Origin of the sequence: Aquihabitans sp. McL0605 (genome assembly GCF_049993875.1) — a bacterium.
Taxonomy (GTDB): Bacteria; Actinomycetota; Acidimicrobiia; order Acidimicrobiales; family Iamiaceae; genus Aquihabitans.
Map to the genome: position 1 here is coordinate 1,778,213 of NZ_CP188252.1, position 18,461 is coordinate 1,796,673.

An 18,461-nucleotide genomic window follows, 5' to 3' on the forward strand; every position below is an offset into this window, starting at 1 on the left:
CCTCGGACGGGGTCAGTCGAAGGGGTCGCCAGCCAGCTCGGGGCGGTCGTTGTTCGCCAACAGCACGAAGCGGTGGCGCCGTCCGAACCGGTGGCCGGGGTCGTGCCAGCGCACCCGGTAGGTGTGGCGGCCGGCGTCGGGCCCGTCGATGTGGGTGACCTCGAGGGCCCAGCCCTGGTCGTCGGCCCGACGCCCGCCGGGCGCGGCCGGCGACCACGTGGCGCCGTCGTCGTCGGACTGCTCGACGCGCACGAGCGGCTCGTACCAGTGCAGCCCACCCGGGGCCACGTCGACCCAGCGCTGCTCCCACACCGCGTCGTCGCGGTCGGTGGGGTCGTGGAAGACGGCCCGCCCGGTGAAGCGCCGCTCCGGGGCAGCAGCCTCCGGCGGGAGCGGGAAGAACCGCCTCGTGGCCAGGTCCCAGCTGCGGTCGGTGACGTCGAGGACCACGCCGCGACCGACGGTGTCGGCGGCGAGCTTGGCGGCCTGGGCGCTGAGGAACCGCTCCGTGTTGGGCCCGTAGAGCGTGTGCCCACCCTCGTAGAACTGACGGGAGTACTCCTCCTCGGTGGCCACGTAGCCCCAGTACTCGTTGACCAGCGACGACACGATCACCTGGCCGACGGCCTGACCGGCCAGCGCCCCCTGCACCGCCGCGGCGATGCGCCGGCCCGACTCCACCGTGATCTCGAACGGCAGGCCCACCAGCGCGGTGTCGCCGATGCGGAGCACCTGGACCGAGAGGCGGCGGGGGAAGCCCTTCTTGCGCAGGATGAGCGGCTGGCCCCAGCGGCCTCCGAGGATCCACTTCGGACCGTGGGCGCCCTTGCGGCCGATGCGGCGCGGGGAGCCGGCCTTGAACGGCGGGATGCGGTGGAGGACCGGGGTGAGGTTCTCGGTGGCCCCCGCCACGAGCGCGGCGCCGACGGCCGGGCGATCGGGCACCTCGACATCACCGATGCGGCGGTTGGCGCTGCGGTCGAGGTCGATCTCGCGCAGGCCGGTGTCGAGGGCGACCTCGTCGCGGAGCTCCGAGGCCAACCGGTCGAACAGGTCGGCGGCCTCGGCACCGATGCCCGTGCCGATGCGGCGGGCCTCTCGGTGGCCGGCCAGCCCGGGGCGCAGCGCGGGGGCCACATCGGCGTGGGTGCCCTCGGAGGCGCCCACGATCGGGTGGCCGTCGTGGCGCCGCTCGATCTGGTGCTTCAGCTCGCCGACCAGGTAGGCCCACACGTCGGCGTTGTACTCGTGCGCCTGCATGGGGACGCCGGTGCCGTGGATGGAGAAGATGACGGCGGCGGCGAGGGGCTCGGTGGTGGCGTCGTCGACGATGCGGTCGACGCGGATCAGGTGGAGCAGCGGGTTCACCGCCACCCACTTGCGCTGCGGGTCGAGGCGCTTGTCGGTGACCGTGCGGTTCTGGGTGTGCGGGTCGTGCGAGCGGTTGCGGGTCAGCCCCCACACCTCGGCGCTGCCGATCGCCACCTTCGCCGGCACCCGGGTGTCGTGGGCCTCGATCACTGCCCCGGCGATCTGCTCCACCAGGAACTGGGTGTACGCCGGATCGAAGCCGACCCGGTTCGACGCGTGGTGGTTGTAGAAGTCGGTGCCGAGGAACTGGCCCGGTCCCGCGTGGGTGTGGGTGGCCCCGATCCAGATCCCCGCCAGGGGGATGTCGGTGCGCTCGGCCACCGCCTCGGCCACCAGGTACTGGACGACCGACGATCCGGCGAGCAGGTCGCACTGCACCAGGGCCATCGACGCCGTGCCGGCGCGCAGGTGGGTGACCCGGGCCCGCAGCCGGGTGCGGAACCCGTTGCCGTCGTGGGCGTTCGCCGAGTAGCCGGCCTTGGGCATCCCGGGGGGCGGGGTGAGGTCGGCCTCGGCCGCGCCGGCGAGGATGCCGTCAACGTGGGGCAGGTCGACCGGCGGCCGGACCGTCACGGAGAACCGGCTGCGCCGGCTGCGGCCGTCGACCAGGCCGCTCAGCGCGGTCGGGCCGATCGCAGTGCGGCGGCTGGCGGTCTGGTCGTCGTGCTCGCCCATCCCGGGGACCCTAGGCGGCGTCGGTCAGGAGCGGACCAGGCGCTCGATCGCCCGGGTGGCCTCGGCCACCTTCTCCCGGGCCGCCTCGTCGTCGCCGCCCTGGGCCGCCTCCATGACGCAGTGGTTGATGTGCTCCTCGAGGAGCCCGATGCCCACGCTCTGGATGGCCTTGGTGACCGCCGAGATCTGGGTGAGGACGTCGATGCAGTACGTGTCCTCGTCGATCATCCGCTGGACGCCGCGCACCTGGCCCTCGATGCGCCGGAGCCGCTTCAGGTAATCGTCCTTCTCCATCGTGTAGCCGCGCATCAGGGGGTCCTCTCGGGGTCGGGGAAGGCAGATCGGAAGCGGCGGAGCCGCAGGCTGTTGCTGACGACGAAGATGCTCGAGAACGCCATGGCCGCACCGGCGATCATGGGGTTGAGCAGGCCCGCGGCCGCCAACGGGATGGCCGCCACGTTGTAGGCGAAGGCCCAGAACAGGTTGCCCTTGATGATGGCGAGGGTGCGGCGCGACAGGCGGATGGCGTCGACCGACGCCCGCAGGTCGCCGCGCACCAGCGTGAGGTCGGAGGCGGCGATGGCGGCATCGGTGCCGGTGCCCATGGCCAGGCCGAGGTCGGCTCGGGCCAGGGCGGCGGCGTCGTTGACCCCGTCGCCGACCATGGCCACCACCAGGCCCTCGCCCTGGAGCCGGGCGATCTCGTCGACCTTCTCGCTGGGGAGCACCTCGGCGATCACGTCGGTGGGCGCGATGCCCACCTCGGCCGCCACCGAGGCGGCGGCCGCCCGGTTGTCGCCGGTGAGCAGCACGGGGCGGAGCCCGAGACCGCGGAGCGCGTCGATGGCCCCGGCCGACGACGGCTTCACCGTGTCGGCCACGACCAGCGCGCCCCGCACCTCGCCGTCCCAGCCCGCGTAGACCACCGTCTGGCCCGCGGCCGCCGCGGCATCGCGAACCTCGGCGACCGCGGCGGGGAGGGCGGCGGCACCGAGCTGGTCGAGCACGAACACCTCGCGCCCGGCGACGACGCGTGTGCCGGTGACGGTGCCGGCCACGCCCAGACCGGGGTGGTTGGCGAACCCGTCGACCGGGTCGAGCGCGGTGCCCTCGGCCGCGGCGCCCGCGGCGATGGCGGCGGCGATCGGGTGCTCGCTGGCGTGCTCGAGCGAGCCGGCCAGGCGGAGCAGCGCGGACCGGTCGCCGACGGCGACGGCGTCGACCAGCTGCATGCGGCCGGTGGTGACCGTGCCGGTCTTGTCGAGGACCACGGTGTCGACGGCACGGGTGGACTCGAGCACCTCGGGGCCCTTGATCAAGATGCCGAGCTGGGCGCCGCGCCCGGTGCCCACCAACAGGGCGGTGGGCGTGGCCAGGCCGAGCGCGCACGGGCAGGCGATGATCAGCACGGCGACCGCGGCGGTGAACGCCTCGGTGGCCGGGGCGCCGGTGCCGAGCCAGAAGCCGAGCGTGGCGGCGGCGATGAGGATGACGGCCGGCACGAAGACGGCGGACACGCGGTCGGCCAGGCGCTGCACCTGGGCCTTGCCCGTCTGGGCGTCGGTGACGAGCTGGGCGATGTGGGCGAGGGCGGTGTCGGCCCCCACCCGGGTGGCCTCGACCACCAGGCGGCCGACCGTGTTCACGGTGGCGCCGGCGACGGGATCACCCGGGGCCACGTCGACCGGCACCGGCTCTCCGGTGAGGAGCGAGGCGTCGATGGCCGAGGTGCCTTCGACCACGATCCCATCGGTGGCCACCTTCTCGCCGGGGCGCACGACGAACCGATCGCCCACCACCAGCTCCTCGACCGGGATCCGCTGCTCCTGGCCGCCGCGCAGGACGGCCACGTCCTTGGCCCCGAGCTCCAGCAGGGCGCGCAGGGCGTCGCCCGAACGGCGCTTGGCCCGGGCCTCGAACCAGCGGCCGGCCAGGATCAGGGTGACCACCACCGCGGCGGTCTCGAGGTAGATCTCGTCGGTGCCACCGCCCTGGCGGGGCACCAGGTCGAAGCCCATGCGCATCCCGTCGTCGCCCGCAGCCGTGAACAGGAGGGCGTAGACCGACCAGGCGTAGGCGCTGAGGGTGCCCACCGAGATGAGCGTGTCCATGGTGGCGGCGCCGTGGCGGAGGTTGGTCCACGCGGCGCGGTGGAAGGGGGCGGCGCCCCAGATCACCACGGGGGTGGCCAGCACGAGCGAGACCCACTGCCAGTGGTCGAACTGGGCGGCGGGGACCATCGCCATGATGAGGACGGGCAGCGACAGGGCGGCGGAGATGGTGACGCGACGGCGCAGATCGGCGTCGTCGAGCTCGACGTGGTGGCCCTCGTGGCCCTCGTGGGCATCGCCGTGGCCGTCGTGCTCGTGGCCGTCGTGGCCGAGGATGCTGCTCGGAGGCGGCGCGTCGACCACCTGGTAGCCGGCGGCCTGGACCTGGGCGACCAGGTCGTCTCGGGACACGCGGTCGGGGGCGCTGACCCGGGCCGCCTCGGTGGCGTAGTTCACCGTGGCCTCGACCCCGTCGAGCTTGTTGAGGCGCCGCTCGATGCGGGTGGCGCACGTGGCGCACGTCATCCCGGCGATCTGGAGGTCTTCGGTGCGGCAGACCTCGGGCTCGGCCCCGGAGGGTTCGGTGAGCGCAGGATCGGTGTGGGTGGGGGTGCTCATGGGTGGCTCCCGTGGTCCATGGGCATCGTCGTGGTGACGGACGGGCCCGGGGTGGAGGCGTCGCCGCCGATCGGGCCGACGGCCCGGCCGAGGCCGAACGCGGCCCCGAACGCAACGAGCAGCGCGACCGAGAAGATGGCGAGGCGCACCGTGACGGCCACGGCTCAGCTCTCCGCTTCGGCCAGGTCGTACCCGGCCTCGTCGACCGCGGCGCGCACCTCGTGGAGAGCGAGCGGCGCCGCGCTGGTGACCGTGACCTCGCCGGTGGGCAGGTCGACCTGGACCTGCTCGACGCCGACGAGCCGCCCGACCTCGGCCGTGACCGCATCGATGCAGTGCTGGCAGCTCATCCCGGTGACGGCGTAGGTGGCGGTGGTGGTGCTCATCGGGGTGCTCCTCGGCTCGGTTGCACTACCGACCCTATACCCCCTAGGGGTATTTGCAACCCCGCGTCGCCGCGTTCACGGCGCGGCCCGCAGCGGGGCGGTGGCGAACTCGGCCACGCCCTCGTCGAACCCCACCGACGCCCGGAACCCGAGGAGGTCGGCGGCCCTCTGGGGCGAGGCGGTGACGTGGCGGACGTCGCCCAGGCGGAACCGACCCGTCACCACCGGGGGCGGCCCTCCCATCGCCGCCGCCAGCGCCACGGCCAGGTCGCCGACCGTGTGCGGCGTGCCGCTCGCGACGTTGGCGGCACCGATGAGCGGCTCGGCCGCGGTGAGGGCGGCCACGTTGGCAGCGCTGACGTCGGCGACGTGCACGAAGTCGCGGCGCTGGCCACCGTCCTCGAACACCTGCGGCGCCTCGCCGCGCTCGAGCGCCGAGCGGAAGATGGCGGCCACACCGGCGTAGGGCGTGTCCCGGGGCATCCGCGGGCCGAAGACGTTGTGGTAGCGCAGCGACGTGACGGGCACGCCCGTCTCCCGGCCGAACACGGTGGCCAGGTGCTCCTGGTGGAGCTTGGTGGCGGCGTAGGTGTTGCGCGGGTCGAGCCGAGCGCCCTCGTCGACGAGACCGGGGGCTAGGTCGGCGCCGCAGTGCGGGCAGGGCGGTTCGAACCGGCCCGCCTCCAGCCGCTCCGCCGACCGCGGCCCCGGCCGCACCGGCCCGTCCACCGGGCAGGTGTAGGCCCCCTCGCCGTAGACGACCATGCTCGAGGCCAGCACGAACCGGCCGGCGAACCCCACCTCGTGCATCGCCCACAGCCCCACCGCGGTGCCCACGCCGTTGTCGCCGACGTAGCCCCGCACATCCGCGGGCGACACCCCGAGACCCACGCGAGCGGCCTGGTGCGAGACGGCATCGACCCCGGCCAGGGCGGCGAGCCACGCATCGGGGTCGCGCACGTCGGCCACCACGTGCTCGGCGCCCGGATTGCGGTAGTCGGGGTCGACGGCGTGGACGTGGTCGGCCACCGAGTCGAGCACCACCACCTCGTGGTCGAGCGCGACGAGGTCGTCGACGAGACGGGAGCCGATGAAGCCGAGGCCACCGGTGACGAGGATGCGCACGGACACCTACCAGGGGGTCTTGACGAACGTCTCGACGGCGACGGCCACCACGACCTGGACGACGAGGAGGCCCGAAGCGAGGGCGGGCCAGCCCGGTGAGGAGGACCGGCGGGCGGGACCCGCCGGGCGGTCGACCAGGCCGCCGGCCAGCACCAGTACCCAGGGGGCGAACGGGAGCCAGATGCGCTCCACCTCGGCCTTCGACAAGCCGGTGGCATCGGCGATCGCCACCGCCAGCAGCGCCGGGCCCGCGAGCAGCGCCAGCCCTCGGTCCTTCACCCGCAGCACCGCCACCCATGCGGCCGGCCCGATCGCCAACCCGAACGCGGCCGGGTTGCCGAGCCACCGGAAGTAGCCGGCGGGCCGGTACTGGGCGACGCCGGTGTCGTAGCGCACCTTGGTGGCGGCCAGGCCGTCGAACCACCAGAACCCGCCCGCCGCGAACGCGGCCACCACCGCGGCGCCGCCGAGCGCCGCCCACCCGAGCACGGCCCAGCACCGCCGCGCCACCACGACCACGATCGCGACGAGCACCAGCGGCGCCAGGCCGTAGCTCAGGTTGACCCCGATGCCCCACAGGGCGCCGGAACCGAGCGCCAGCACGGCGCGCCGGCGCGGGGTGGCGCCGGGCCGCGTGGCGAGCACCGCCAGCGCGATCCCCCACGCCGCCACGGTGGCGAACAGCGCATCGGCCGACACCACCCACCACACCACCCCCGGCATGAGCGCGAGGAACGGAGCGACGCGGCGCGCCGCGTCGGCGCCCGCGACCTCGCGCACCGCCAGCAGCACGGCCACGACCGCGGTGGCCGACACCAGCAAGGTGAACGCGGCGGCGCCCCGCGGCCCGCCGAGGCCCACGCGGTCGAGCCCGACGAACAGCAGGGCGGCGCCGACCGGATGGCCCTGGACGTGGATCGGGTAGGTGCGCAGCACCGGCTCCTGGGTGAACGTGTCGACGAAGCTCCGCACCCCGACCCGATCGACCTGGGCCACCACTGCCGGGTAGTCGTGCGGGCTGGACGAGCCCCGGTCGAGGCCGTCGACCCCTCGGGTCACGGCCAGCGCCATCCCCCACCCGAGCGCCACGACCGCCGTGGCCACCAGGACCTGGCGCCACGACCCCCGACGGCACCACCCGGGTAACGTGCGCGCCAGCACCAGGCCGAGGGCCAGCACGGTGAGCGTGAGCGGGGTGAGGTGGCGGTCGAACAGGCCGGTGAGCGGCGCGGCCTGGAGCTTCCACGCCCGGCGGTCGGGAAGGGCCACCTTCCACGCCGCGACCACCGCCACGACCCAGCCGCCGAGGCCGATCGCCGTGAGCCACCACCCCCGCCGCAACCGCGTCGGGGCCGGCCCGGTCGAGGACGGTCGCCCCGCAGGACGCTCGAGGACCGCTGGTACCGTCATCGCTCGTGCCCGACGTCGTGCTGCCCGTGCTCGACGAGGAGGCCGCCATCGGCGGCGTGCTGGCCGCGATGCCCGACGGCTACCGGCCGATCGTGGTGGACAACGGCTCCACCGATGGCGGGCCGGCCATCGCTCGCGCCGCCGGCGCGCTGGTGGTCGAGGAGCCCGACCGCGGCTTCGGCGCCGCCTGCTGGACCGGGCTGCTGGCGGCCACCGCCGACGTGGTGCTGTTCATGGACGCCGACGGCTCGATGGACCCGGCCGATCTGGTGCGCGTGGCGGCACCGGTGCTGGCCGGCTCGGCCGACCTGGTGCTCGGCGCCCGCGACCCCGAGCGCGGCGCCTGGCCGCCCCACGCCCGGGCAGCCAACCGCTACCTCGCCTGGCAGGTGGGGCGCCGGACCGGGCTGGACCTGCGCGACATCGGACCGATGCGCGCCGCCCGGCGCACCGACCTGCTCGATCTGGGCCTGACCGACCGCCGCTTCGGCTGGCCGCTCGAGATGGTGCTGCGCGCCGGCGCCGCGGGCTGGCGCGTCACCGAGGTCGACGTGCCGTACCGGCCCCGCGAGGGCCGCTCGAAGGTGACCGGCACGGTGAAGGGGACGGCGCGGGCGGTGCGCGACATGAGCCGGATCCTCCGGGAGATCCAGCCCGGCTGACGAGCACCGGGCAGGCCGTCCCGATGCCGCGGTCACGGTTCGAGGGGCAGCCGCACCGTGAAGCGGCAGCCGCCGTTCTCGTTGGCGACGGCGATGTCACCGCGGTGGGCCTCGACCAGGCCGCGAGCGATCGCCAGGCCGAACCCGCCGCCACCGGTGCCCGGCGTGCGGGCGGCGTCGCCGCGGAAGGCCAGGTCGAAGACGCGATCGATCTCGTCGACGGGGATGCCGCCGCAGCTGTCGTGGACGGACAGCACGGCGTGGTCGCCCTGGGTCGACGCCTCGACCCGCACGGCACCGCCGCGGGGCGTGTGGCGGATGGCGTTGTCGAGCAGGTTGCGGATCACCCGCGCCAGGTCGGGGACCGACGCGGCCACCTCGGGCGCCGGGTCGTTCAGCGTGCCCGACAGCTGCACGCCCCGGGCATCGGCGGCCACGCCGGTGGCGGCGATGGCGTCGGACACGAGATCGGCGAGGCCCACCCGCTCGAGCTCGAGCTCCAGGGCGCCCGCCTGGATCCGGCTCAGCTCGAACAGGTCGTCGACGAGCTGCGCCAACCGGTCGGCTTCGTGGCGGATGGTGGACAGGTAGCGGGTGACGGTGGCCGGGTCGTCGACCACCCCGTCCTCGAGCGCCTCGACCATGGCCCGGATGCCCGAGAGCGGCGTGCGGAGGTCGTGCGACACCCACGCCACCAGCTCGCGCCGCGACGCCTCCATGGCCCGCTCCCGCTCGCGGGCCGCGTTGAGGCGCCCCCACGTGTCGGTGAGCTGCTCGGCCACCTCGGCGAGCTCGGTCGGAAGCGGGGTCGCCACCGACGCGTGCTCGTCGAGCGCCAGCCGCTCGGAGAGGTGCTGGACCTCGGCGCTGGCGCGCCCCAACCGCTCGGCGAGCATCAGCGCGGCCAGCAGGGCGGCCGTGGCGCCCGCGGCGATGACGACCAGCAGCACCCGCAGGTCGTGGGTGGACACGAACATGGCCTTCGCCGCCAGCAGGGCCCCGGCCAGGGTGGCGAGCACGGCGGTGATGGCGATCAGGCTCACCTGGACGGCCAGCGGCCGGGCGCGGAGGCGGTGGCCGACGAGGGAGCCGGCGACGGCGATCACGCCGGCGCCCAGCACCGCCAGGCCGATCAGCTCCAGCCCGTCCCGCAGCGACGCGCCCGAGCAGGCGGTGGCGACGATGGTGAGCACGCCGCCGAGCAGCAGCACGATGAGCTCGGTCCGCCGGGTGTTCACGGCTCCCACCGGTAGCCCACGCCCCACACGGTCACGAGGTGCCGGGGGTTCGATGGATCCTCCTCCACCTTCTCCCGCAGGCGGCGCACGTGGACCGTCACCGTGGAGGTGTCGCCGTAGCGGCTGCCCCAGACCCGTTCGAGCAGCTCCTCGCGACGGAACGCCCGGCGCGGGTGGCGGACGAGGTGGACCAGCAGCTCGAACTCGCGGGCGGTCAGCGGCAGGATCTCGTCGCCGCGCCGGACCTCGTGGGCGGCGACGTCGATCTGGACCACCCCGGCGTCGAGCACCGCCGCCCCCGCCCCCACGGGCTGGAGGGGCGCGTGGGCCCGGCGCAGCACCGCCTTGACCCGGGCGACGAGCTCCCGGGGCGAGAAGGGCTTGCTCACGTAGTCGTCGGCGCCGAGCTCGAGGCCGACGATGCGCTCGGTCTCGTCGCCCTTGGCGGTGAGCATGACCACCGGTACCGGAGCGAGCGCCTGGATCCGGCGGCACACCTCGAGGCCGTCGAGGCCGGGGAGCATCAGGTCGAGCACCACCAGGTCGGGTGGGTCGGCGAGCGCCGTCTCGAGGCCCGTCTCGCCATCGCTGCACACCTCGACGATGGCGCCCTCTCGGCGCAGGTACGTGGCCACCACCTCGGACACGTTGGGGTCGTCGTCGATGACGAGCACGCGTTGACGCTCCAGGGAAGGCACGGCCGCAGCCTACGGATGCGATCTGGCGCCGTCGTCGGGGGTGGAGCGCTGTTCCGCGGTTCGTAAGGGGATCGGAGGCTGGTCGCAAGGACTTCCGGGCCACAGTCGATCCATGCACCTCCTCGTGGTCGCCAAGCGCCCGCTCCCGGGCCTCGCCAAGACCCGGCTCATGCCCGCCTTCGGCGCGGACGGCGCCGCGGAGCTGGCGGCGGCCGCGCTGGCCGACACGTTCGACGCCGTCCGGGGCTGCCTCGCCGACCGGGTGCTGGTGTCGTTCGAGGGCGATCCCACCGGCATCGTCCCGACCGACTTCGAGGTGGTGCCGCAGCGACCGGGGTCGTTCCAGGAGCGCTTGGCCGGTGCGTGGGACGACGTGGGCGGCCCCGCCCTGCAGATCGGCATGGACACGCCGCAGCTCACCGCCGCCGACCTCGATGCCGCCCTGCTGGAGCTGACCGCACCGCACACCGACGCCGTGCTGGGCCCCGCGGCCGACGGCGGCTGGTGGGCGCTGGGCCTGCACGAGCCCGAGCCCGGGCTGTTCGACGGCGTGCCGATGAGCCAGACCGACACGGGCGACCACCAGCGCCGGCGCCTCACCGAGCTCGGCCTCGCCACCACCCTGCTCCCGGTGCTGCGCGACGTCGACGAGCCCGCCGACGTGGCGATCGTCGCCGCAACCGCCCCCCACACCCGGTTCGCCGAGGTGGCCTCCCGGCTCCTCGCCACGGTGGGCGAGGGCGTCCGATGAGTGCCGCCACCTCCACCTCGGTGGCCGATGCCGAGCGCGACGGCGAACCGGGCGGCGGGCCCGCCACCTGCCTGCGCGGCCGCGACGGGACCGTCATCCCGCTCGACGTGGGCGGCTGGTCGGCACCCGCCGACGAGGTGGAGCACCGCCAGCTCGCCGACGTCCAGGGCCCGGTCCTCGACATCGGCTGCGGGCCGGGCCGGCTGGTGGTCGCCCTCGCCGAGCGCGGCATCCCGGCCCTCGGCGTCGACGCGTCACCCGAAGCGGTGAGCCAGGCGATCGAGCGCCGGGCCGCCGCCCTGGTCCGCTCGGTGTTCGACCCGATCCCCGGCACCGGGCGCTGGGCCACCGCGCTCCTGTTCGACGGCAACGTCGGCATCGGCGGGGATCCGGTGCGGCTCCTGACGCGCGTCGGCGAGCTGCTCGCCCGCGACGGCCGGGCGCTGGTGGAGACCGGTGCGCCCGGCACCGCGTCGCGCTCGCTGCCCGTGCGGGTGGAGCGCGGCGAGGCCGTCTCCGACTGGTTCATCTGGGCCCAGGTGGGCGCCGACGACATCGCAGACGTGGCCGACGCCGCGGGTCTGCGCCAGGTCGACCTCATCGATGACGACGGGCGCTGGTTCGCCGCGCTCGAGCCCTGGGGGCCGAGGTGACCGCGCTGGCCGACCGGGCCAAGGGGCTGGCGGACCGGGCGCCCGACCCGGGTGAGCACTACCGGTCCTCGTTGCACGACACCCGCGTCGCCGCCGCGCTCGGCACCGCGCTCGGCGTCACGTTCACCGTCTGCTTCGCAACCGGGCTGATCTCCCACGTGATCCAGAACCCCGTGGGCTGGTTCACCTGGCCGAGCCGGCCGGCCGGCCTGTACCGGTTCACCCAGGGCGTGCACGTCGCCACCGGCATGGCGTCGATCCCCCTCGTCGTCGCCAAGCTGTGGGTCGTCGCCCCGCGCTTCTGGGCCCGCCCCGCGGTGCGGTCGGCGGCCCACGGCGTCGAGCGGCTGCTGCTGTTCCCCCTGGTCGGCGGGGCGGTGTTCCTGCTGGTCAGCGGCACGCTCAACACGTTCAAGTGGTACCCGTGGGCCTTCTTCTTCCCGCACGCGCACTACTGGGCGGCCTGGATCATGATCGGCGGGCTCATCGCCCACATCGGTGCCAAGGCGGCGCTCACGTGGCGCTCGCTGCGCCGCGGCGATCCCACCGGCGGCGAGCTGGCGGACCGGGCCAGCGGCTCCGAGCGGCGGTGGTTCCTGGGCAGCGTCGCCGCGGGCGCGGGCGCCCTGACCGTGGCCACGGTGGGCCAGACGTTCCATCCGCTCCGCGGCGTGTCGGTGCTCGCGCCTCGCGACCCCGACGTGGGGCCGCAGGGCATCCCGATCAACCGCACGGCGCGCTCGGCCCGGGTCACCCAGGAGATGGCCGATGCCTGGACGCTGCGCGTCACCGGCCGGGTCGACCGCGAGCTGGAGCTCACCCTGGCCGACCTGCAGGCCCTCCCCCAGCACCAGGCGACCCTGCCGATCGCGTGCGTCGAGGGCTGGAGCGCCTCGGCCACCTGGCGCGGCGTGCGCCTGCGCGACCTCCTCGAGCTCGCGGGCGCCCAGCCCGGCCAGCACCTCCGGTTGCAGTCGCTCCAGGCGCGGAGCCTCTACCGATCGTCTCCGGTCGCCCCCAACGTGGCCGCCGACCGCGACACGCTCCTCGCCCTCGAGCTGAACGGCGAGCCCCTCGCGCTCGACCACGGGTACCCGTGCCGGCTGATCGCCCCCAACCGGCCCGGCGTGCTCCAGACCAAGTGGGTCAACCGGGTGCAGGTCGGATGAGCGCCACCACCGAGGCCCCCGACGACGGCGGCCAGCGCTACGGCCCGGTGTTCTGGATCACCGCGGCGATCGGCGCCGCCGTCGTGGCCTTCGGCGTGCGGGGCCTCTGGATCAACGAGCGCACCGGGGTGCCCAGCGCGGCGAGGTGGTTCGTCGGGGGCGCGCTGGCGCTCGACCTGCTCGTCGTGCCCCTCGGCGCGATGGCCGGCTGGGTGGCCAAGCGGCTGGTGCCGGCCTGGTCGTGGCCGGTGGTGCGGGCCGTCCTGTTCACCTCGGTCGTGCTGATCGCGTTCGCCCTGCCGCTGGTCACCCACCAGGGCGGTCTGCCCGACAACCCGACCGTGCGGCCGCGGGACTACCGCACCGGCCTCGGCTGGGCGCTCGGCGCCACCTGGCTCGTCGGGGCCGCGGCCCTGGTCGTGATCGCGATCGGGCGCTCACGCCGCCCGGCGGCGCACGGCGGCCCCGCCGACGTGGCAGGGTGACGGCTCCGACGCCGACCGCGGCGCCGGCCACCACGAGATCAGGGGATGGACGTGCGCGCTGCAGTGCTGGAACAGGGTGGAGCACCGTTGGTGGTGCTCGACGACGTCGACATCGAGGACCCGAAGCCGGGTGAGGTGGCGGTCCGCGTCAAGCACTGCGGGATCTGCCACAGCGACCTGAGCATCGCCGACGGCGTGTTCCCCTCGGCCCTGCCGGTCATCTTGGGCCACGAGGCCGCGGGCATCGTCGAGGCCGTCGGAGCCGGCGTCACCACCCTCCAGGTGGGCGACCACGTGGTGCTCACCCCGTGCCCGCCGTGCGGTGTGTGCCCGTGGTGCGTGCGCGGCGAGTGGAGCCTGTGCGTGAACGCCGACTCCATGCTCACCAGCGCCCACCCCGACGGCGGCACCCGCCTGTCGCGCCACGGCGAGGTCGTCTACCGCGGGGTGGGCGTCGCCGCCTTCGCCGAGATGGTGGTCATCCAGGCCAACGGCGCCGTGAAGATCCCCCACGACGTGCCGCTCGACGTGGCGTGCGTGGTGGGCTGCGCCGTGCAGACCGGCGTCGGGGCCGCCATCAACACCGCCAAGGTGCAAGAGGGCGACACGGTCCTGGTGATGGGTGCCGGCGGCATCGGCCTGTCGATCGTGCAGGGAGCCCGCGTGGCCGGCGCCGGCCGGATCATCATCAGCGAGCCCGACGCCGAGCGCCGCGCCACCGCCATGAAGCTGGGTGCCACCGACGCCGTCGATCCCACCTCCGACGACCTCGTCGCCGCGGTCATGGACCTCTCCCCCCACGGCATCGGTGCCGACTTCGCGTTCGACGCCGTGGGCCGCAGCGCCCTCATCGCCGCCGGGGTCGAGGCCACCCGCAAGGGCGGCACCACGGTGATGGTGGGCGTTCCTGCACTCGACGACCCGCTGACCTTCCCGCTCCCCGCCCTGATGGCGATGCAGGAGAAGAAGGTCATCGGCAGCGTGCTGGGCAGCTGCAACTCGCTGCGCGACATCCCGCGGCTCATCGGCCTGATGCAGTCGGGCCAGCTCGACCTCGCGTCGATGATCACCGGCCGGGTGGCCCTCGCCGACATCAACACCGGCTTCGACGACCTCCGCGCCACCACCGGCATCCGCACCGTCATCGACATGTAGCACCCAGACCCACCCGGGTCCGTGCAGAACCGTGCCCATGCGACACGGTTGTGCCCAGACCGGGTGGGTCAGGCGGCGGCGCGGCCGGTGAGGGCTTCGGCGCGGTCGGCGAGGTCGAGCTCGGTCCAGGCCTTGGTGGGGTCGGGGGCGGGCGCCGGCGGGGTGGCGCCGGTGGACCAGGGCAGGGCGAAGCGGACGATCTTCGACACCACCGAGCCGAACTGCTGCACCAGGCCACCCGTGTTGTACGGCAGGCCGTAGCGCTCGCAGATCTCGCGCACCTCGACGGCCAGCTCCGGGTAGCGGTGGGCCGGGATGTCGGGGAACAGGTGGTGCTCGATCTGGAAGCTGAGGTTGCCGCTCATCAGGTGGAGCAGCGGACCGCCGTCGATGTTGGCGGACCCCAGGAGCTGGCGCAGGTACCAGCCGCCGCGGCTCTCGTCGGCTGCCTCCTCGCGGGTGAAGGTGGCCACCCCGTCGGGGAAGTGGCCGCAGAAGATGATGGTGAACGACCACAGGTTGCGGGCCAGGTTGGCCGTGGCGTTGGCGGCGAGCGTGAACGGCGCCGAGGGACCGGTCAGCAGCGGCCACAGCACGTAGTCCTTGAGGGTCTGGCTGCCGAGCTTGCGGGCCATGGCGCGGCGGAGATCCTCGGTGTCGGACCACTTCACCTTGCCCTTGACAATGCGCTCGACCTCGAGGTCGTGGAGCATCACGCCGTACTGGAAGAACGACGCCAGCAGGGCGGCGTAGATCGGGTTGCCGAGGTCCTTCGGCTTCCAGGGCTTGCCGGCGTCGATGCGGAGGACGCCGTAGCCGAGGTCTCGGTCCTCGCCGATCACGTTGGTGAACGTGTGGTGGCGGTAGTTGTGCGAGTGGCGCCACTGGTCGGCTGGGCAGGAGGTGTCCCACTCGAACGTGGTGCCCTGGAACGCCGGGTCCTGCAGGAAGTCGTACTGGCCGTGCATCACGTTGTGGCCGATCTCCATGTTGTCGAGGATCTTCGACAGCGCGAGGGCCGAGGTGCCCCCCACCCAGGCGGGCGGCAGGAAGCCGGCGAACAGGAGGGCGCGGCCGGCGAACTCGAGGCCGCGCTGGGCCCGCACCACCTGCTCGAGGTAGTTGCGGTCGCGCTCGCCGAGGCTGGCCTCGGTGCGCTGGCGCAGGGCGTCGAGCTCGGCGCCGAGGGCGTCGATCTGCTCACGGGAGAGGTGGGCGGCGGCAGTTGGGACGGGCATGGGGAGGCTCCTTGGGTTGGGGGAGTCGACCGGAGGCGAAGGGGCGGACGGGGCGGTCAGAGGTCGACGACGACGTCGCCGCAGGCCACGGACACGCACAGGCGGATGGGCTCGGCGTCGGTGGCGGACAGCTCGCCGCTCACCACGTTGCGGACCTGGCCGGACGTCTTGGTGCGGGTGCAGGTGCCGCAGATCCCGCGGCGGCAGCCGAAGGCGGGGGTGAGCCCGGCGGCCTCGGCGGTCTCGAGCACGGTGCCGACCGACGGGGCGGCGACGGCGGAGCGGGCGAACGCCACGGCGCCGTCGCCCACCGCGATGGTGGGGTCGATCGGCGGCGGGCCGAACCGCTCGAGGTGGACGTGGTCGGCGAGGCCGAGGTCGGCGAAGACCTGCTCGACCGATGCCATCAGCGGTGCCGGGCCGCAGAGGTAGACCTGGGCCCGCTCGGGACGGTCGGTGATCTGGGCGAGGTGCTCCGGGCCGAAGAAGCCGTCGAGGTGGCCTTCACCGGGCGCATCGGTGAGCCCGAGCAGGAGCCGGGCCCCCGGTAGGGCGGCGACCAGCTCGGCCAGCTCGTCGCGGTAGCAGACGTCCATCGCAGTGAACCCGTAGTGCACGAACGTGACGGCGCCGATGTGGCGCTCGTCGACCAGGGCCCGCAGCATCGACAGCACGGGGGTGATGCCGCTGCCGCCGCTGATGAAGACCAGGTCGTCGCCGCGGGCGGTGCGCTGGGCGGCCGACGGGAGGACGAAGTCGCCCTGGGCCTCGGACAGCCGCAGCACCAGGCCGGGCGCGGCGTGCTCGACGAGGTGGGTGCTCACCCGCCCGGCGGGGTTGGCCTTGACCGTGAGCTCGAGCGTGCCGTCGGAGGCGTGGGGCGAGCCGGCCAGGCTGAAGCAGCGGTCGTGGACGACGCCGTCGATGTCGACCCCCACCACCACGTGCTGGCCGGCGGCGAAGCCGGTCCACGTGCGGTTGGGGCGCAGGGTGAGGGTGACGGTGCCCGGGGTCTGGCGCCGCACGGCCACCACCTCGGCCCGGACCTCGCGGACGGTCCAGGTGGGGTCGACCAGCTCCAGGTAGCGGTCGACGCCGTGGGGCGCGGTGAGGCGGTCGACCAGGTCAGACGCCAAAGCCTTGCGGACGATGGAGGGGGGAGCGAACCTCGCCATGGTGCTTCCTTGCTCGGGGACGGGACCTCGGTCGATCCGAGGCCTCACTCGGAGAACGAGTGAACAACTGTTCACAGTATGCGGACTGATCGGGGCCACGGCAAGAGTCAGTCGTCACAGTGACCGTTTCCAGTGCGTGAACAGTTGTGTCGCGTCTTCCGTCTACGCTGGCGGCGTGCCCCGCCCACCCCGATCGCTGCACGCCGCTCCCCGAGCCACCGAGCCCCGGTCCGTCGACAAGAGCCGCACCCGCCGCGCCCTGCTCGACGGGGCGCTCGACCTGCTGCGCGATCGCAGCCTCGACAACCTCGGCATCCGCGAGGTCACCCGCGCCGCCGGGGTGGCGCCTGCCGCCTTCTACCGCCACTTCCAGCGCATCGACGACCTCGGCCTCGTCCTGGTGGAGGAGGCGTTCGCCACCCTGCGCGAGCTCATGAACGAGGCGCGCGAAGACGTGTCCGACGCCGACGACATCATCCAGCGCTCGGTCACCGCGCTCGTCGCCCACGTGCGGGCCCACCAGGACCACTACCGGTTCATCGCCCGCGAGCAGTTCTCCCCCGTCACCGCGGTGAAGCTCGCCATCCGCCGCGAGATCAAGCTGTTCGCCACCGAGCTGGCCACCGACCTGGCCCGGCTCCCGGTGGTCAACGCCTGGCCCACCCCCGACCTGGTGATGCTGGCCGACCTGATCGTGGGGCTCATGGTCGACACCGCCAAGCGCCTCATCGACGTGTTCGAAGAAGCGCCCGAGCGGGAGCCCGAGGTGGTCCGCGAGACCGAGCGCCGCCTGAGGTACCTCAGCCAAGGCGCCATCACCTGGCACCCAAGACCCCGCTGACCCCCACCCCCACCCCCCCCGACGAGGACCACGAGCGAGGGGTGGGTTTGGTTCCGAGCGAAGCGAGCCCCGGGGAGTTTGAGGCGCGGAGCCTGCGGAGCGCCCTCAAGTCGACGAGGTGCGACGCAGTCGTGCCGAGGAGCGAAGACAGCGCGGCGTCAGCCGCTCAGCTCAAGTTCGAGGAACGGAGCGAGCGAAGCGAGCGAGTGACGAGACCGCTATGCGGGCGTGAGGTGGAAGACGCGGAGGCTGCGGCCGCTGACTTCGACGTAGTCGTCGTAGGCGGGCCAGACGGCGATGAGCTTGGGCCAGGTCTCGGCCTTCTCGTCGTCGGTGAGGAGGTGGGAGAGGACGGCGGTCTCGGTGTGCTCGAACGAGACGCTGGCGTTGGGGTCGGCGAGGAGGTTGCCGGTCCACGCCGGGTGCTTCTCGCGACCGAAGTTGGAGCCGACCACCCACCAGCCTCCGTCGCCGTCGGGCACGCACGCGAGCGGCGACTCGCGTGGCAGGCCCGACTTCACGCCCGTGGTGGTGAGCACCATGCTCGGCACCATCATCCGGCTGACGATGATGCGCCCACCGGAGAGCTTGTGGAGCGTGCGGTCCATGGGCGGCACCACCTTGGGCCCGACCTTGCGGAACCACGAGCTGGTGGCCATCTTGCGGGTGAGCTTGCCGACGGGACCGTCGACGTCGAACGCGGGCATGGCCGTGCAGGCTACGCGGTCCCCGGCCCGGGGCGTACGGCTCGGGTGGCAGG

General features: G+C 73.9%; 19 protein-coding genes. 7 read left to right on the forward strand and 12 right to left on the reverse strand.

All coding sequences use genetic code 11. The features are described 5' to 3' along the window. Positions 1-12: 12 nt before the first annotated feature. The 7 genes from ACPPVX_RS08060 to ACPPVX_RS08090 all read right to left on the reverse strand — a co-directional run bounded on the left by ACPPVX_RS08060 (position 13) and on the right by ACPPVX_RS08090 (position 7,519). Complete coding sequence (locus tag ACPPVX_RS08060) at positions 13-2,046, reverse strand: neutral/alkaline non-lysosomal ceramidase N-terminal domain-containing protein (RefSeq protein ID WP_426574376.1); 2,034 nt, start codon at positions 2,044-2,046, stop codon at positions 13-15. Positions 2,047-2,070: 24 nt separating this feature from the next. Beyond that, positions 2,071-2,355, reverse strand: a complete 285-nt coding sequence (locus tag ACPPVX_RS08065; RefSeq protein ID WP_426574377.1) for a metal-sensitive transcriptional regulator — start codon at positions 2,353-2,355, stop codon at positions 2,071-2,073. After that, entirely contained in the window at positions 2,355-4,715 is a 2,361-nt protein-coding gene (locus tag ACPPVX_RS08070; protein ID WP_426574378.1) for a heavy metal translocating P-type ATPase, read from the reverse strand. The genes ACPPVX_RS08065 and ACPPVX_RS08070 overlap by 1 nt, the downstream gene beginning before the upstream one ends. Next, complete coding sequence (locus ACPPVX_RS08075) at positions 4,712-4,876, reverse strand: hypothetical protein (RefSeq protein ID WP_426574379.1); 165 nt, start codon at positions 4,874-4,876, stop codon at positions 4,712-4,714. The genes ACPPVX_RS08070 and ACPPVX_RS08075 overlap by 4 nt, the downstream gene beginning before the upstream one ends. Positions 4,877-4,879: 3 nt before the next feature. Continuing rightward, complete coding sequence (locus tag ACPPVX_RS08080; protein ID WP_426574380.1) at positions 4,880-5,101, reverse strand: heavy-metal-associated domain-containing protein; 222 nt, start codon at positions 5,099-5,101, stop codon at positions 4,880-4,882. 75 nt (positions 5,102-5,176) lie between these two features. Further along, positions 5,177-6,226, reverse strand: coding sequence for an NAD-dependent epimerase/dehydratase family protein (locus ACPPVX_RS08085; RefSeq protein WP_426574381.1), 1,050 nt, complete (start codon positions 6,224-6,226; stop codon positions 5,177-5,179). Positions 6,227-6,232: 6 nt separating this feature from the next. Beyond that, complete coding sequence (locus ACPPVX_RS08090; protein ID WP_426574382.1) at positions 6,233-7,519, reverse strand: hypothetical protein; 1,287 nt, start codon at positions 7,517-7,519, stop codon at positions 6,233-6,235. Positions 7,520-7,641: 122 nt separating this feature from the next. Here ACPPVX_RS08090 and ACPPVX_RS08095 point away from each other — a divergent pair, with 122 nt between their 5' ends. Beyond that, positions 7,642-8,298, forward strand: a complete 657-nt coding sequence (locus ACPPVX_RS08095) for a glycosyltransferase family 2 protein (RefSeq protein ID WP_426574383.1) — start codon at positions 7,642-7,644, stop codon at positions 8,296-8,298. A gap of 32 nt (positions 8,299-8,330) precedes the next feature. Here the strand turns inward: ACPPVX_RS08095 and ACPPVX_RS08100 are convergent, their stop codons facing one another. Together ACPPVX_RS08100 and ACPPVX_RS08105 are read right to left on the reverse strand one after the other, a co-directional pair. Continuing rightward, positions 8,331-9,536 carry a sensor histidine kinase gene (locus tag ACPPVX_RS08100; protein ID WP_426574384.1) on the reverse strand — a complete coding sequence of 402 codons (1,206 nt, stop codon included), beginning with the start codon at positions 9,534-9,536 and terminating at the stop codon, positions 8,331-8,333. After that, positions 9,533-10,225 (reverse strand): response regulator, encoded by a 693-nt coding sequence (locus ACPPVX_RS08105; protein WP_426575011.1) that lies wholly within the window; start codon positions 10,223-10,225, stop codon positions 9,533-9,535. Before ACPPVX_RS08105 ends, ACPPVX_RS08100 begins: the two co-directional genes overlap by 4 nt. Positions 10,226-10,346: 121 nt before the next feature. Between ACPPVX_RS08105 and ACPPVX_RS08110 the strand changes: the two genes are divergently transcribed. The 5 genes from ACPPVX_RS08110 to ACPPVX_RS08130 are packed head-to-tail and all read left to right on the forward strand — an operon-like array spanning position 10,347 to position 14,447. Then, entirely contained in the window at positions 10,347-10,985 is a 639-nt protein-coding gene (locus ACPPVX_RS08110; RefSeq protein ID WP_426574385.1) for a TIGR04282 family arsenosugar biosynthesis glycosyltransferase, read from the forward strand. Then, a complete protein-coding gene (locus tag ACPPVX_RS08115) occupies positions 10,982-11,638 on the forward strand; it encodes a methyltransferase domain-containing protein (RefSeq protein ID WP_426574386.1) in 657 nt (218 codons plus the stop codon). Before ACPPVX_RS08110 ends, ACPPVX_RS08115 begins: the two co-directional genes overlap by 4 nt. Continuing rightward, entirely contained in the window at positions 11,635-12,807 is a 1,173-nt protein-coding gene (locus ACPPVX_RS08120) for a molybdopterin-dependent oxidoreductase (protein ID WP_426574387.1), read from the forward strand. Before ACPPVX_RS08115 ends, ACPPVX_RS08120 begins: the two co-directional genes overlap by 4 nt. Beyond that, positions 12,804-13,292 carry a hypothetical protein gene (locus tag ACPPVX_RS08125; RefSeq protein WP_426574388.1) on the forward strand — a complete coding sequence of 163 codons (489 nt, stop codon included), beginning with the start codon at positions 12,804-12,806 and terminating at the stop codon, positions 13,290-13,292. Before ACPPVX_RS08120 ends, ACPPVX_RS08125 begins: the two co-directional genes overlap by 4 nt. 45 nt (positions 13,293-13,337) lie before the next feature. Then, a complete protein-coding gene (locus ACPPVX_RS08130) occupies positions 13,338-14,447 on the forward strand; it encodes a Zn-dependent alcohol dehydrogenase (protein WP_426574389.1) in 1,110 nt (369 codons plus the stop codon). Between the two features lie 68 nt (positions 14,448-14,515). Here ACPPVX_RS08130 and ACPPVX_RS08135 read toward each other — a convergent pair whose 3' ends face one another. Together ACPPVX_RS08135 and ACPPVX_RS08140 are read right to left on the reverse strand one after the other, a co-directional pair. Continuing rightward, positions 14,516-15,685 carry a fatty acid desaturase family protein gene (locus ACPPVX_RS08135; RefSeq protein WP_426574390.1) on the reverse strand — a complete coding sequence of 390 codons (1,170 nt, stop codon included), beginning with the start codon at positions 15,683-15,685 and terminating at the stop codon, positions 14,516-14,518. A gap of 56 nt (positions 15,686-15,741) precedes the next feature. Further along, positions 15,742-16,860, reverse strand: coding sequence for a ferredoxin reductase (locus ACPPVX_RS08140; RefSeq protein ID WP_426574391.1), 1,119 nt, complete (start codon positions 16,858-16,860; stop codon positions 15,742-15,744). Between the two features lie 175 nt (positions 16,861-17,035). Here ACPPVX_RS08140 and ACPPVX_RS08145 point away from each other — a divergent pair, with 175 nt between their 5' ends. Then, positions 17,036-17,701, forward strand: a complete 666-nt coding sequence (locus ACPPVX_RS08145; protein ID WP_426574392.1) for a TetR family transcriptional regulator — start codon at positions 17,036-17,038, stop codon at positions 17,699-17,701. Between the two features lie 218 nt (positions 17,702-17,919). On the opposite strand, the gene ACPPVX_RS08150 is transcribed toward ACPPVX_RS08145, so the two are convergent. After that, the gene (locus ACPPVX_RS08150) at positions 17,920-18,408 is read right to left on the reverse strand and encodes a nitroreductase/quinone reductase family protein (RefSeq protein ID WP_426574393.1); all 489 of its coding nucleotides are present in this window, start codon (positions 18,406-18,408) and stop codon (positions 17,920-17,922) included. Between the last annotated feature and the right edge of the window lie 53 nt (positions 18,409-18,461).

Coding starts and splice junctions, on each gene's coding strand:
- ACPPVX_RS08060 (WP_426574376.1), bottom strand. CDS start 2,046: ATGGGCGAGCACGACGACCAGACCGCCAGCCGCCGCACTGCGATCGGC.
- ACPPVX_RS08065 (WP_426574377.1), bottom strand. CDS start 2,355: ATGCGCGGCTACACGATGGAGAAGGACGATTACCTGAAGCGGCTCCGG.
- ACPPVX_RS08070 (WP_426574378.1), bottom strand. CDS start 4,715: ATGAGCACCCCCACCCACACCGATCCTGCGCTCACCGAACCCTCCGGG.
- ACPPVX_RS08080 (WP_426574380.1), bottom strand. CDS start 5,101: ATGAGCACCACCACCGCCACCTACGCCGTCACCGGGATGAGCTGCCAG.
- ACPPVX_RS08110 (WP_426574385.1), top strand. CDS start 10,347: ATGCACCTCCTCGTGGTCGCCAAGCGCCCGCTCCCGGGCCTCGCCAAG.
- ACPPVX_RS08115 (WP_426574386.1), top strand. CDS start 10,982: ATGAGTGCCGCCACCTCCACCTCGGTGGCCGATGCCGAGCGCGACGGC.
- ACPPVX_RS08125 (WP_426574388.1), top strand. CDS start 12,804: ATGAGCGCCACCACCGAGGCCCCCGACGACGGCGGCCAGCGCTACGGC.
- ACPPVX_RS08130 (WP_426574389.1), top strand. CDS start 13,338: ATGGACGTGCGCGCTGCAGTGCTGGAACAGGGTGGAGCACCGTTGGTG.
- ACPPVX_RS08135 (WP_426574390.1), bottom strand. CDS start 15,685: ATGCCCGTCCCAACTGCCGCCGCCCACCTCTCCCGTGAGCAGATCGAC.
- ACPPVX_RS08140 (WP_426574391.1), bottom strand. CDS start 16,860: ATGGCGAGGTTCGCTCCCCCCTCCATCGTCCGCAAGGCTTTGGCGTCT.
- ACPPVX_RS08150 (WP_426574393.1), bottom strand. CDS start 18,408: ATGCCCGCGTTCGACGTCGACGGTCCCGTCGGCAAGCTCACCCGCAAG.